The organism is Mesorhizobium sp. WSM4837 (assembly GCF_055811435.1).
Genome location: NZ_JBVVQE010000009.1, coordinates 44,368 through 57,354, shown reverse-complemented (window position 1 = coordinate 57,354; position 12,987 = coordinate 44,368). Strand labels below are relative to the sequence as shown.

The 12,987-nt window shown below is 60.2% G+C and carries 10 protein-coding genes and 1 pseudogene; 9 read left to right on the top strand and 2 right to left on the bottom strand.

Annotated features, from left to right (window positions below; translation table 11 throughout):
• Positions 1-327: 327 nt before the first annotated feature.
• The 9 genes from AC0L3D_RS07315 to AC0L3D_RS07275 all read left to right on the top strand — a co-directional run bounded on the left by AC0L3D_RS07315 (position 328) and on the right by AC0L3D_RS07275 (position 11,216).
• Complete coding sequence (locus AC0L3D_RS07315; RefSeq protein WP_128169549.1) at positions 328-639, top strand: hypothetical protein; 312 nt, start codon at positions 328-330, stop codon at positions 637-639.
• Between the two features lie 374 nt (positions 640-1,013).
• A complete protein-coding gene (locus tag AC0L3D_RS07310) occupies positions 1,014-1,766 on the top strand; it encodes a porin family protein (protein WP_473643649.1) in 753 nt (250 codons plus the stop codon).
• A gap of 62 nt (positions 1,767-1,828) precedes the next feature.
• Positions 1,829-3,109: an alpha/beta hydrolase gene (locus AC0L3D_RS07305; RefSeq protein ID WP_287260183.1), complete on the top strand. Its 1,281-nt coding sequence runs from the start codon at positions 1,829-1,831 to the stop codon at positions 3,107-3,109.
• A 219-nt stretch (positions 3,110-3,328) separates the two neighbouring features.
• On the top strand, positions 3,329-4,237 hold the full coding sequence (locus AC0L3D_RS07300; RefSeq protein ID WP_287260010.1) for a peptidyl-prolyl cis-trans isomerase: 909 nt from the start codon (positions 3,329-3,331) through the stop codon (positions 4,235-4,237).
• Entirely contained in the window at positions 4,234-5,277 is a 1,044-nt protein-coding gene (locus tag AC0L3D_RS07295) for a HupE/UreJ family protein (protein WP_473628852.1), read from the top strand. The genes AC0L3D_RS07300 and AC0L3D_RS07295 overlap by 4 nt, the downstream gene beginning before the upstream one ends.
• A 21-nt stretch (positions 5,278-5,298) precedes the next feature.
• Positions 5,299-6,414: a hypothetical protein gene (locus AC0L3D_RS07290; protein WP_287260009.1), complete on the top strand. Its 1,116-nt coding sequence runs from the start codon at positions 5,299-5,301 to the stop codon at positions 6,412-6,414.
• Positions 6,415-6,473: 59 nt separating this feature from the next.
• Positions 6,474-8,426 (top strand): DUF3604 domain-containing protein, encoded by a 1,953-nt coding sequence (locus AC0L3D_RS07285; RefSeq protein WP_128169553.1) that lies wholly within the window; start codon positions 6,474-6,476, stop codon positions 8,424-8,426.
• Between the two features lie 919 nt (positions 8,427-9,345).
• Positions 9,346-10,902: a DUF1254 domain-containing protein gene (locus AC0L3D_RS07280; RefSeq protein ID WP_287260007.1), complete on the top strand. Its 1,557-nt coding sequence runs from the start codon at positions 9,346-9,348 to the stop codon at positions 10,900-10,902.
• Positions 10,903-10,937: 35 nt separating this feature from the next.
• Entirely contained in the window at positions 10,938-11,216 is a 279-nt protein-coding gene (locus AC0L3D_RS07275) for a HupE/UreJ family protein (protein ID WP_128169556.1), read from the top strand.
• Between the two features lie 70 nt (positions 11,217-11,286).
• Here the strand turns inward: AC0L3D_RS07275 and AC0L3D_RS07270 are convergent.
• A pseudogene (locus tag AC0L3D_RS07270) lies at positions 11,287-12,000 on the bottom strand (mechanosensitive ion channel family protein); the annotation flags it as partial.
• Positions 12,001-12,434: 434 nt separating this feature from the next.
• On the bottom strand, positions 12,435-12,962 hold the full coding sequence (locus AC0L3D_RS07265; protein WP_287320915.1) for a hypothetical protein: 528 nt from the start codon (positions 12,960-12,962) through the stop codon (positions 12,435-12,437).
• Positions 12,963-12,987: the final 25 nt, after the last annotated feature.

The following is a 12,987-nucleotide window of genomic DNA, read 5'->3' as shown; positions in this document are numbered from 1 at the left end:
ACTCCCAGTTATATTTCATTTTTCGGCGGTTACCCTCGCTGCGCAATTTATATCCGCGAGCCTGTTCTTGCAATACTCCCAGTAGTCTGAACGGATAACGCTGGGACGACGGCGACGGTTCGCGCAATGCGCCGGCGGATGACAACGGATCAAAGAGTTAGGCGGCCTCGCCGGCAGCGCAGTTTGAATTTGCGATTTTACAGGCTTGGTGCCGACCAAGCTCGCTATGGATGTTGAGAAATTACCCTGTCGCCCACGTAACTTACATTCCACAGCCGCCTCCATGCGATAGGTTACGGTGGTCCAGGGAAAACACGAATCTGCGCCATGAGGATGGACGACGAACCAGCTGATAAAAAAAGAGCGGTCTCGGCGGCGGTGCGTCGGTTTCCGCAATTTGAATTGGCGATCCATCGGCTGATGGGCCGAAGTGAGGGTTTTCAGGATATGTGCGAGGAACTTGCTGAAGCGGAGCTTGCACTCTCGAGGATCGACATGGTCCCGCCGGCATTCCGCGAGTCCAGACGAGCCGAATGGCAGGGACTGGTGGATCGGTTGGTTGGGGAAGTCGGAGCGGTGCTGCACGCGGATGCCGGCAGGAAACCGCATTTCACGCCTTGGCCGCCACGCCAGAACTAAGCGGGGGCCGGCTTGGAATTTCTGTCTGGCAATCGAGCTCTACAAACTATAGCAGCCGTGCTTCCGGCCCGGCTTGTCGTCACGGTAAGCCCTAGCGGACCCGACGGGCTCGATTGCGCACGGGACTGCTGTTCCCGAAGTAGGCCCGGCACTGTCCATCCGTGACAGCAATAAATGAACCGCTGTCGACATGAAAGACGATCGGCAACCGATATCCATTAGCTGAGCGGCGCGAATAGATATATATTGTCACTGCGGGTGCAAGACGATCGCATCGGACATGAAGTAAAAGACGGAATTTGAGGGACTTCGATATGGGAATCATCCGAGCTCTCGTGTTGGCTTCGGCTGGAACAGCGGCAGCGCTGGTTGCAGTGCCGGCGATCGCTGCGGATGCTGCGACGCAACTTCCTGAAGCCGCGCCCATGCCTGCTGAAGCCGCGCCGGCCTGGACCTTCACCGCAGAACCCTATTTCTGGATGGCAGGAATGAAGGGCAGGGTCGGCGTCAGGGGCCTGCCGCCGGTCGATATCGACGTCGATTTCGGCCAGATCTTTGACCACATCGATTGGTCTCCCCCGCCGGTCATGCTTGCCGGTGAGGCGCGCAATGGCCGCTACGCTCTGTTCACCGACTTCATCTACCTGGGCCTCGAGGCCGACGGCACGTCGCCCGGCCCGTTGGCTCTTTTTTCGGCCGAAGCGAACATGAACACGGTGGTGTGGACCTTCGGCGGCTCCTATCGGGTCTTCGACAATGGCACCGCGACCTTGGACGTTCTAGCCGGCGGACGGCTTTGGCACCTCTATGCGGATCTGACCGTTACTGGCCCTCTCGCCGTAAGAGAGGCCAGCGGCAGCCAGACTTGGGTCGACCCCATTATTGGCGTGGCCGGCGATGTCGCTCTTGGTAACGGATTCGGACTCCATGGCGAGGCGGATGTCGGTGGCTTCGGCCTTGGCGCCGACCTCGATTGGCAAGTGCAGGGCACGCTTCAATACCGGTACAGTGATTCGGTCACGCTGGAAGCGGGCTATCGCTACCTTGCCGTGGACTACGACGACGACGGATTTGTGTTTGACATAGCAATGCAGGGACCAATCATCGGCGCCAGGTTCCGGTTCTGATTGGCTCTGCGCCTGAGACGACTTCGAAACGGGAGAAGAGTTTGGGAAACTGTTTCGTGAGCCTGTCCCAAGTCAGGCGTATCAGCAACGTCTTGTTGGCGTCGGCGTTGGTTGGCCTGCTGTCGGGGTGCGCGTCCCGTCCGACGAATGTGCTGCTGCCCGTGGCCGATACCTCGCCTTCCTCCAGCAAGGTGGAGATGCTGGTCGCAACGACACGCAGTCGTTCCTCCAATCCGGCACAAATGTATACGGGCGAGCGCGGACTGGCCCCCTCGTTCGCGGAAATCACGGTTTCGATCCCTCCGCCTTCGGTCCGCAAGGTTGGAGAGGTCGCATGGCCCAAGAAGCTGCCGTCAAACCCGGCGACCGATTTTGCCGTCGTGCAGGCCCAGGAATTGACGCTCGAGACAGCGAAGGGGTGGCTTAGCGCCTCTGTCAGGAAGAGCCCGGATCACAGCGTCCTCGTCTTCATTCACGGATTCAACAATCGCTTTGAAGACGCGGTCTACCGTTTTGCGCAGATCGCGAAGGACACCGACACGCAGAGCGTCCCGATCCTGGTCACATGGCCCTCCCGAGGCAGTGCGCTGGCTTATGGCTACGATCGTGAAAGCACCAACTACACGCGAAATGCGCTTGAACTGCTGTTCCAATATCTTGCACGCGATCCCCAGATAAAGGAAGTTTCGATCCTCGCCCATTCGATGGGCAACTGGCTTGCGTTGGAAGGCTTGCGCCAGATGGCCATCCGCAATGGCGGCCTTCCGGCGAAGTTCAAGAACGTCATGCTGGCCGCGCCAGACGTCGACGTCGATGTTTTTCGCACTCAGATTGCCGACATGGGCAAACAGCACCCGCAGTTCACCCTCTTTGTCTCGCAGGACGATCGCGCGCTCAAAGTTTCGCGACGGGTCTGGGGCGACATCCCCCGGCTCGGATCGATTGATCCGGAACAAGCTCCATACAAGGAAGATCTCGCCAGCAACAACATAACCGTCATCGATCTGACGAAAGTCAAATCCGGCGATCCTTTGCATCACGGCAAGTTCGCCTCGTCACCGCAGGTCGTTCAACTGATTGGGGCGCGTATGGCCGGCGGCCAGACGTTGACCGACAACAGGATAGGCCTGGGCGATACCATCATTCACGCAACGACCGGTGTGGCGGCAGCGGCGGGCAGCGCGGCAGGGTTGGTGATTGCGGCACCTGTTGCAGCGGTCGATCAAAACAGCAGGGAAAATTTGGGCAATCACATCGGCGCCTTGACGGGTTCCCAGGCCAACCAGAAATCGAGTGCTGGCAAGGAATGCGTTGGCTCCGCCACAAAAGGTTGCAAGAAGTAGGCCCTCGGTTGGCCTGCGCGGAGTAATTTCGAGGTTGGCGCACGACTCCTCAAACGCTCGGCTGCGGCTTTGTTGTTGCCCTGTTACGTGCTTGCCCACGTAAATTACATTCCGCCCCGGATTTTTGGGCCTACCATCCATGCAGAGCGAAAGAAGTAGTCGTCGAGGTATCACACTCGAAGGGCTCTGATGCGAGTTGCTGTCGTCCTGGACCGAACCATGGATGCGACGGCAGGGGGCGCAGGAAAGCGTATGATATTGCTCAGGGAGCCTCTGCTACATTTTGCTGTCATCGGTGCGATCCTGTTTGGCGGCTATTCCTGGCTGAACGACAGGCAAACCGAAGCGACAGCCGCCGAGCCGATCCGGATCGGTGAAGGCGACGTGCGCTGGCTCAAGCAGACTTGGTCGAGCCAATGGCTGCGTGAGCCAACCGCCGATGAGCTCAAGGGTCTCGTCGACGATCTGCTGAATGAGAAAGTGATGGCGCGCGAAGCGCAGGAGATAGGCCTCGACAAGGACGACACCATCATCCGCCGCCGCCTGGCGCAAAAGCTGAAATTCCTTGTTGAGGACACCGCCCAGCTTGCCGAGCCGACCGAAGCGGAACTGCGGCAGTTCCATGCGGCCAACCCTGCACCCTTCGAGACGCCCGGAAAACTCTCGTTCAGGCAGGTCTACTTCAACCCGGAGCATCGCAAGGATGCCGCGGCGGACGCGACCGCCGCGCTGGGTGCGCTGTCAGCGAATACAGAGGACGGTTCGACCGCGGGCGACCGGCTGCTGTTCGGCGACAGCTTCGCCGATACCGACGAGTTGGCACTGTCCGGAATGTTCGGTGCCGATTTTGCGCGCGCGGTGTTTGCACTCGAAGCCGGCGGATGGCAGGGGCCGACGAAATCCGGCTATGGCTTTCATCTGGTGCTCGTCACGCAGCGTACAGCGACCACCCTGAAGCCCTTCGAGACGGTCAGGGATGCGGTCCTTTCTGAGTGGCGCTCTGCGAAGCAGACCGAGGTCAGCCGCGATTATCTGATCGCGCTGCGCAACAAGTTTGGCGTCGAGCTGGACGACACCACGAAAGCGGTATTGGGGCCCGAGCCCGCACCGAAAGTGGCCACGCAATGAACCCGCTGACCAAATGGTCTGCACTCGTCCGAGGTGCCCGCGCCGCGACGGGGTGCGTTCGGCTGGTCGTGCTGACAGCGGCCATCGCCATGCTGTTCTCGCAGGTTGCCTCGGCGCACGAGGTGCGCCCAGCCTACCTCAGCGTTCAGGAAGAGGCGCCGAACGAGTTCAGCGTGCTGTTCAAGACACCGATGCAGGGTGACGCGCGTCTGGCGCTGTCGGCAGCATTCTCGGGCAAGGTCGAGAACCTCACGCCGGTCGTCTCGCGCCCGACCGGCGACGCAATGGTGCAGACCTGGCAGATGCGCGCGGTCGAGCCGTTGGAAGGCCAGGTGGTATCGATTGACGGCCTGCAAAACACGATGACCGATGCGCTCGTGCGCGTTGAGTTCGCCAGCGGCGACGTGTGGATCGAGCGGCTGACGCCCGGCGCCCCGGAAGCGACGGTTCCTGCAACTCCAAGCCGCTGGTTTACGGCCGCCACTTATTTCAAACTTGGCGTCGAGCACATTCTGTCAGGCTTCGATCATCTGCTTTTCGTGCTTGCCCTGCTCATCATCACCGAGGGCTCGTGGCGGCTCGTCAAGACGGTCACCGCCTTTACCGTTGCGCACAGCATCACGCTGGCGCTGGCGACGCTCGGCTTTGTTAGCGTACCCTCGCCGCCGGTCGAGGCGGTGATTGCGTTGTCGATCGCGTTCGTCGCAGTCGAGATCGTCCACGTACGGCAGGGGCGCAGAAGTTTAGCCGCTCGAGCACCCTGGCTGGTAGCATTTGCTTTCGGGCTTCTCCATGGCTTCGGTTTTGCCGGCGCCCTTAGCGAGATTGGACTGCCGGCGGGACAGATTCCCGTTGCGCTACTGTTCTTCAACCTCGGAGTGGAAGTCGGACAGCTTCTTTTTGTCGGAGCCGTACTTGCGCTTGTCACACTGATCCAGGTCCGCAGGCGATCGCTGCCGGCCTGGCTGGATCTCGTGCCGCCATACGCTATCGGCACGATTGCAATGTTCTGGGTGATCGAACGTGTGGCGACCTTTTGAGATTGTCGGGAAGGGCGGCATATGAACACCTCGCGCAGGGATCGGCGAACCGGGCTGACAAGCGCAGCACTGGCATCGCTGATGTGCATGATTGCCGCGGCGTTCCTACTGACCGCGACGCCGGTGCATGCTTGTGTGCTCTGTATGCCCTATCCCAAGGTGACGAATGCCGACCAGGTCGTCGCGAGCGGCACGGCGGTCTTCGCGCGCGAGAATCCGGCAAGACCTTTCTCCTACGTGGTGCTGGAAACATTCAAGGGACGCTACGACGGCAGCGCCATCCCTCTGTTCCTCGATTCGACGACGGCCCGCGCCCTCCAGCTGTATCCGGCTCTCCAGGTTATTCTTGTCCAGAACGGCCCCGGCGGGGCGTGGAGGGCGCTTGGCATGGCGGGGCGCGAGTATCAAAATGTAATGCGCCAGGTGGCGCAATGGAACAAGAGCTCGAAGACGCTGGCCGAACGCGCGGTGTTCTTCGCTACTTACCTCCGGCACGAAGATCGCAGGCTCGCCGAACTGGCCTTCCTCGAGGTCGCGCGCGCGCCTTACGCAACGCTGCGCGATCTCAAGACAAGAGTTGCGCGCGACGACATCTTTCGAATCGTCAACGATTTGTTTCATGTCGAATGGCATGGGCTCTACATCCTCATGCTCGGCATGTCGGACCGCCCGGACGACATCGCCTTCGTTCGCGGAAAACTAAAGACCGCGGCAAAGTATGGGCTGACGATCAACCTCGGTGCCTACGCCACTGCGCTCATCGAGATGACCGGCGCGGACGGGGTGACGCAGCTCGCGGAAGAATACTTCGTCGAGCCGGTCCGAAGTCATGCAGAGCTGGTCGAAATCGTGAAAGCACTGTCGGTACAGGGGACGGGCGGGGCAGTCGAACTGCGGTCAGCGATCATCGAAGCTTACGGTCGCCTGCTCGCGCATCACCCCGAGCTTGCCGGGAATGTCGCAAATGACCTGTCCGATTGGAAAGTGGTTCGTTTCGTGCCCAGGCTGCGTGAAATTCTGAATGCGGGCGTTGGTCTGGACGACGCATCGCATTTCGCGATCGCTATGTACCTTTCAAGGGCTGATGAAGGCGGGAGTTCCAAGGCCGTGTTCACGCGGTCCGGTGGTCTCCGATGAGCAGTTTTCCTCGGAATAATTGGCTTCGGCATGCACCAAACAGTTGGAGGAGGACTATGATGAGAACGCTCGGACTTTTGCAGTTTGTTTCAGTCGCCGCTCTTGTAGCTGCGAGCCTGACAGGCGCGCTGCCCGCTGCAGCGCAGGATTCCGTGCTGGATTCCGGTTCCTTGGACAAGCAAACCGCCGACCAGCTCTATCCGGCCAAGCGGGCCTATTCTCCCTGGGCCGGACGAAACTTCCCGACGAGGCCGCTGTTCGGCGACACGCACACCCACACATCTTTCTCCTTCGATGCCGGCGCCTTTGGTGCGCGCCTTGGACCGCGCGATGCCTATCGCTTCGGCAAGGGTGAGGAGATCATGGCCTCCTCGGGACAGCTCACCAAGCTGTCTCGACCGCTCGATTTCCTGGTCGTCACCGACCATTCCGACAATATGGGGTTCTTCAACGACCTGTTGGCCGGCAAGCCTGATATCTTGGCGGACCCCAAGGGACGACGGTGGTACGACATGATCCAGTCCGGCCAGGGCGCCGCTGCCGCGATCGAGCTCATCACTGCCTTCGGGGCAGGGCAACTCACCGGGCCGCTGCTTTATTCGCCCGACTCCGCCCCCTATCGCTCGGCATGGCAGGAGACCATTGACGCGGCGGAGGAGGCGAACGATCCGGGCCGCTTCACTGCTGTGATCGGCTACGAATGGACCTCCAACACGGGCGGCAACAACCTGCATCGCAACGTCATCTTCCGCGACAATGGCGATCTCGCCCGCCAGACCGTGCCCTTCACCGTGCTCGCACCGGGCAGCGACAATCCCCGCGATCTGTGGAAGTGGATGGCGGCCTATGAGGAGAAAACCGGCGGCGACGTGCTCGCCATCGCCCATAATGGCAACCTTTCCAATGGCCGCATGTTCCCGATGATCGAGCCGGGCGTCGACAAGCCGATAGACCGCGAATATGCCGAGACGCGTGCCAAGTGGGAGCGTCTCTACGAGGCTTCACAGATCAAGGGCGACGGCGAAACGCACCCCTTCCTGTCGCCAAATGACGAATTCGCCAACTTCGAGCGCTGGGACAAGGGCAATCTCGACCTGACCGTCGTAAAGACGCCCGATATGCTGGAGTTCGAATATGCGCGCTCGGCGCTGAAGAATGGGCTCAAGCTGGAGCAGGAGCTCGGGGTGAACCCCTACAAGTTCGGCATGGTCGGCTCGACCGACGCGCACACCGGGCTGGCTGCCGTCGAGGAGGACAATTTCTTTGGCAAGACATCCAGCAGCGAGCCGGGGCCGGCCCGCGCCACGCACCCGTTCGTCAAGACCGAGAAGGCGACCATTATGGGCTGGGAGCAGACCGCTTCCGGCTACGCGGCGGTCTGGGCGACCGAGAACACCCGCGAGGCGATCTTCGACGCGATGGCACGCCGGGAGACTTATGCCACGACCGGATCGCGGATGCTGGTGCGGCTCTTCGGCGGCTTCGATTTCGTTGAAGCCGACGCCAATACCCGCAGCCCTGCTCTCATCGGCTATACGAAGGGCGTACCGATGGGCGGCGATCTCACTGCCGCGCCGGAAGGCAAGGCGCCGACCTTCCTGGTTGCAGCGCTGAAGGATCCGATCGGCGCCAACCTCGATCGCTACCAGATCGTCAAGGGGTGGCTGGATGCTGCCGGAAAGGTGCAGGAGAAGGTCTACAACGTTGCGTGGTCGGGCGATCGCAGGCCGGGCGCTGACGGCAAGGTGCCTTCGGTCGGGAACACTGTCGATGTCGCCAATGCCACCTGGACCAACACGATAGGTGCGCCGGAACTGATCGCCGTCTGGGTTGATCCCGAGTTCGATCCGGCCCAGCGGGCGTTCTATTACGGCCGCGTGCTGGAAATCCCGACGCCGCGCTGGACGGCCTACGACGCCAAATATTTCGGCGTAAAAATGCCGCCGGAAGCGACGATGGAGATGCAGGAGCGCGCGTACACCTCGCCGATCTGGTACAATCCGGCCGGCTAAAGGAAACGCCCGATTTTGCTTGGCTGGTGTTGGGGCAGGCGGATCGTGCGCCGCCTGCCAAGACAAGAAGGCTCAAACACGGCTTTGGTTCAAATGATGGCTTGGCTTCGAGAGCAGCTTTCGCGCCAGGCGACCTCGTTAATCTTGCGGACATTGTCATCTGTGACCGACGCTGTGATCTCCGCGAAGGCTGACGTCATCCCGCGTCCCGTCGAACATCTTGTCTGGGCCCTGGAGCTCTCGCCGCCAGTTGTCGCGACGGCTCTCGCCCTGAATTCCTTGCTGATAGAGCGGACATTTCGGCGTGCAGAGCGCACACATTTGCCGGGATCCAACTCCACCGCGTGCCGGGCGATGGCCAGGGCACGACCGACCGCCGACGACGAGGCGGAGGCAGCCGGAAAGCGTGAATCGGACTTCGTCGATGGTGATTTGAGCCAGCAGGGGGCCCAGGCAGTCGCATAGTTAGGAAATCGCCCGACCATCCAAGGCAAACGCGTGCTCCAGCGCTGGCCTTGGGAACGAGCGCCACCGGTATGCCGTCCGCGATCCGGTGGACTTGGGCACGACAGTCTTTCCGCGCAGGGGATTGAACTTCCTTACTGCGGAGGCATCCGCCCGGATCACCGTACCCCCGCGTGTTGAGGTTTTCGACCGCCCGCGCCTCGTTTTTTCGTCAATTACGGGTTGCTCCACGTAATTTACATACTGCGGCTGGCACGGCACGAATGCCGAGCCTAGGTTGCTTTGAATAACGTGGCGCAATGCCAGCGAGTATCGGCCAAAAGGCAAGAAAAGCATTTTCAGCGCAGCGCGTCGGTTCCCGATCCGTCGGTTGATGGACCGGACGCTTCTGTTCCCGAAAAAATGAGAAGACCGGCCGCCCCGCGGCCTGAACCGCTGTGAAGGATGAAAAGCCATGAAACACTACCTGAAATTGGCCGGCTCTACTGCGACCGCTGCACGCACGACGAGACTGCTTTGCGCCACCGCCGCGGCGGTACTGATCGACATGAGCACCGCTTCCGCCGAAGCGCCGAAGATGAAGATGACGACGCCGATACCGGATTCCATCGTCACGCCGGAAAGTGTGGACACCAGGATTGGCAAACTGAATTTTTTCGATGGCTTCCCGGATGACGCCACTTCGGAGAAGATCTACGACAATCTCGATTTCATGCGCGGCGTCGATGCTTTTCTCAACGCCATGCCTGGTGCATCCGTCGAAGCTATGCGGGTTGGATTTGCCAGCCAGGGAGCCGACAACAACCAGACCATCCTGGTGTTCGAAAACCTGGCGGACTCGCATTCGCTGTTCCTGACGGCCAACACCGAAAGCATCTACAATCTCATGTGGCTGGACACCAAGGCTGGCCCGCTGGTCATCGAGACACCGCCCAATATCCTGGGCATGATCGACAACCACTGGTTCCAATATGTCGGCGATGTCGGCAATGCCGGACCGGACAAGGGCAAGGGCGGAAAATACCTGCTTTTGCCGCCGGGTTACCAAGGCGAGATACCCGAAGGGTATTTCGTGTTTAAGACGTCAACCTACGGAAACCTGTTCTTCTGGCGCGGCTTCCTCGAGAACGGCAGCACCGCCACTGCTGTCGAAAACACCAGGAAATTCGCCAAGGTGTATCCTCTTTCGGAAGCTGACAACCCGCCGCCGATGAAGATCATCAATTCTTCCGGCAAGGAGTTCAACACCATCCATGCCAATGATTTTCATTTCTACGAGGAAGTGAACGGCATCGTCCAGTACGAGCCGGAGGAGTCCTATCACCCGGAAGTGTTGGGACAACTCGCCGCCATCGGCATCGTAAAAGGCAAACCCTTCGCGCCGGACGAGCGGATGAAAAAGATCCTCACCGAAGCCGTAGCCGTCGGCAACGCGACGGCGCGCACCATCACCTTCAAGACCCGCATGAAGGATGCCTACTACTATCCGGACAGTGCCTGGTTCACCGGCTTTGTCGGCGGCAGCTACGAGTTTCTTCTGCAGCCCGGCGTGCGCTATCTGGATGCGCGTGTCCTGTTCCACTACTATGCGACGGGCATCACGCCGGCCATGGCGATAAAGCGCGTCGGTATCGGTTCGCAGTACGCAGGCGCCACCACCGACAAGGACGGCAAGCCGTTCGATGGCGGCAAGACCTATAAGGTGCATCTGCCGCCAAACATTCCGGCAAAGAATTTCTGGTCGTTCGTCTTGTATGACAATCAGACGCGTTCGATGCTGCAGACGGACCAGCAATTCCCTAGCATCGGCAGCGACAAGAAAGACATCGTGATCAACGCGGACTCCTCGGTCGATGTCTGGTTCGGCCCGACGGCGCCGGAAGGCCATGAGGCCAACTGGGTCCAGACAGTTCCCGGCAAGGGCTGGAACGTTCTTCTTCGCCTCTATGGTCCGCTGCAGCCGTGGTTCGACAAGACCTGGAAGCCGGGCGAGATCGAACTCCTCCCCTGACAAGTGGGTACGGTTGGCCATGGGGCGCGGATCCCATGGTCCCGCTGGCGCTCTTCTCATTCAACGTCGGCGTCGAACTTGGCCAGCTGATGTTTATTGCCGTCGTGCTGGTCGCCATCCATCTAGTCCAGCGCGTTTATGAATTGCCGCGGCAGGCGGTTGTCGCCTCAGCCTATGTCATCGGGACGACCGCAGCGTTCTGGAGCATTGAGCGCCTTGATTCAATGTTCATGGAGCGGGCGTGGGGCGACCCCAAGGGTACAATGAAATCCGAGCAGCGATCCGACCCACACGAAGGCTCTGACCCGTGGTGAATGCTCGCATCGATGCCTTTCTCAGAGAGGTCAGGCCGAGTTCGGATGACGTGGACAGGACCGCGCAGCTCTATGGCCTGTCCCTCACCGCCTCCAAGGGGGCCTTGCTCTTTTTCAGGGTTTGGGTTGCCTGATGAGCAGCCGCCGCAGTCTCCCCGCCACCCTCGACGTGAACGGTGGGAACCGCCATCTTGATACCGTTTTCCGCGAATGCCGCCTTGATCATCATGTATGCGCGCCGCTTGATGCCGAATTGGGTCCCGGGCCTCGTCGTCAACTTTATCCTCAGAACGATCGCGTATTCCCCAAAACTGTCGATGCCCTGCATCTTGAGCGGCTCAATCGTGTCGGCCGCAAATTCCGGGTCTGCCGCCAGCTCCTGGCCGATCTTCTTGATGAGCTTGCGCGCCAGGTCCACGTCGGAATCATAGGTAATGTTGATCATCATCTTGTTGATCACCCAATCCCTGCTCATGTTCTGGACCGCCCCGAGCTCACCGAATGGGACGGTATAGACGGGGCCGCGATGATGCCGCAGACGCACCGAACGCAGGCTGAAGGATTCGACCGTGCCTTTATAGCTGCCGCTCTGGATGTATTCACCGACCCGGAAGGCGTCGTCCATCATGTAGAACACGCCGCTCAGCACGTCCTTGACCAGGGTCTGCGAGCCGAAGCCGATGGCAATGCCGAAGATGCCGGCGCCGGCAATCAGCGGGAGTATCTTCACGCCGAGCCCGGCGAGGATCGTTAGCACGGTGACCGCGGCTATGAACAAGGCAAGGGGACGCTCGTCAACGTCCCCGGGGCGGCGCATCTCCTACCCTTGGAGCAGCCGGAGGAAGCCGCGTCTCGAATAGTCGATTTCCTCCGAAAACTTGACGGCTAGTGCCATCTACCCTATGCCGTCGTCCAGTTGCCGGGTGCGTGGCGAGGGTCGCCTGCGCGCTGGCGCTACGGCAGCTTTTGGCGCTTCCTGCCGGTTCTGATCGACGAGGCCGACGACGGCCTTCCACCCTGCGACGCTCAAGACGGCGTTGGAATTGCACCTATCTTCTGCCCGCAGATCGGCGGACCACGGTGCTCCGCCCCACCCAAGAAATACACCCGCGCCCGGTGCTCAACTAGGCGTCGGGTGAAACAGAATTGCCAATTCTGTTTCAAACGCCAACCTCGCGTTCCGGACCCATGAAAGGCAAATGACTGGTCAGAGCGGGGTCACTGCGTGAGGCACTTGCGGCCCATTGCCATTGCCTTGTAAGTCCCCTTCAGATCGACGACAAAGGCCCCCTTGGTTTCCGGAAACACGGTCATTTTATATCTCTTCGCCACGGCGCGCTTGAATTTCGGATCGTCTGTCAAGATGTAGCCGCCAGAATATCCGCCCTTGAGTTCGCCGCTCGTGCTAGTGGCGACACCCTTAAAGAGTTGGCCGTCGATAGAGACGAAGATATCTGACGTCTTCCCGTTCTGAAGGCCGATGTCCTCCTTGGTGAACACGCCAAGATACCCGACCTCCTGATTTGCGGTAACGCCCATTTGCACCGCACTTGGCCCATCTTGGCGCACGATCAAGCAATCTCCGCGGGTTTGATTGGCATAGACCGTCCAGCCCTCGATGTCGTTCCCTTGTCGGACAAGCACATCGCTGGCCTTGGGAAGGGGGTTTTGATCTTGTGCGTAGGCTGCCATCGCAGACGAAAGTGCTACTGACGTTGCCGCGATGAGTGTCATGAATTTTCGCATTGATGTTCCCCTTGTGTGCAGGATT

Bases quoted from the DNA above. Each gene is read 5' to 3' on its own strand.
- AC0L3D_RS07300 (WP_287260010.1), top strand. From the start codon at position 3,329: ATGGATGCGACGGCAGGGGGCGCAGGAAAGCGTATGATATTGCTCAGG.
- AC0L3D_RS07315 (WP_128169549.1), top strand. From the start codon at position 328: ATGAGGATGGACGACGAACCAGCTGATAAAAAAAGAGCGGTCTCGGCG.
- AC0L3D_RS07280 (WP_287260007.1), top strand. From the start codon at position 9,346: ATGAAACACTACCTGAAATTGGCCGGCTCTACTGCGACCGCTGCACGC.
- AC0L3D_RS07290 (WP_287260009.1), top strand. From the start codon at position 5,299: ATGAACACCTCGCGCAGGGATCGGCGAACCGGGCTGACAAGCGCAGCA.
- AC0L3D_RS07275 (WP_128169556.1), top strand. From the start codon at position 10,938: ATGGTCCCGCTGGCGCTCTTCTCATTCAACGTCGGCGTCGAACTTGGC.
- AC0L3D_RS07285 (WP_128169553.1), top strand. From the start codon at position 6,474: ATGAGAACGCTCGGACTTTTGCAGTTTGTTTCAGTCGCCGCTCTTGTA.
- AC0L3D_RS07295 (WP_473628852.1), top strand. From the start codon at position 4,234: ATGAACCCGCTGACCAAATGGTCTGCACTCGTCCGAGGTGCCCGCGCC.
- AC0L3D_RS07265 (WP_287320915.1), bottom strand. From the start codon at position 12,962: ATGCGAAAATTCATGACACTCATCGCGGCAACGTCAGTAGCACTTTCG.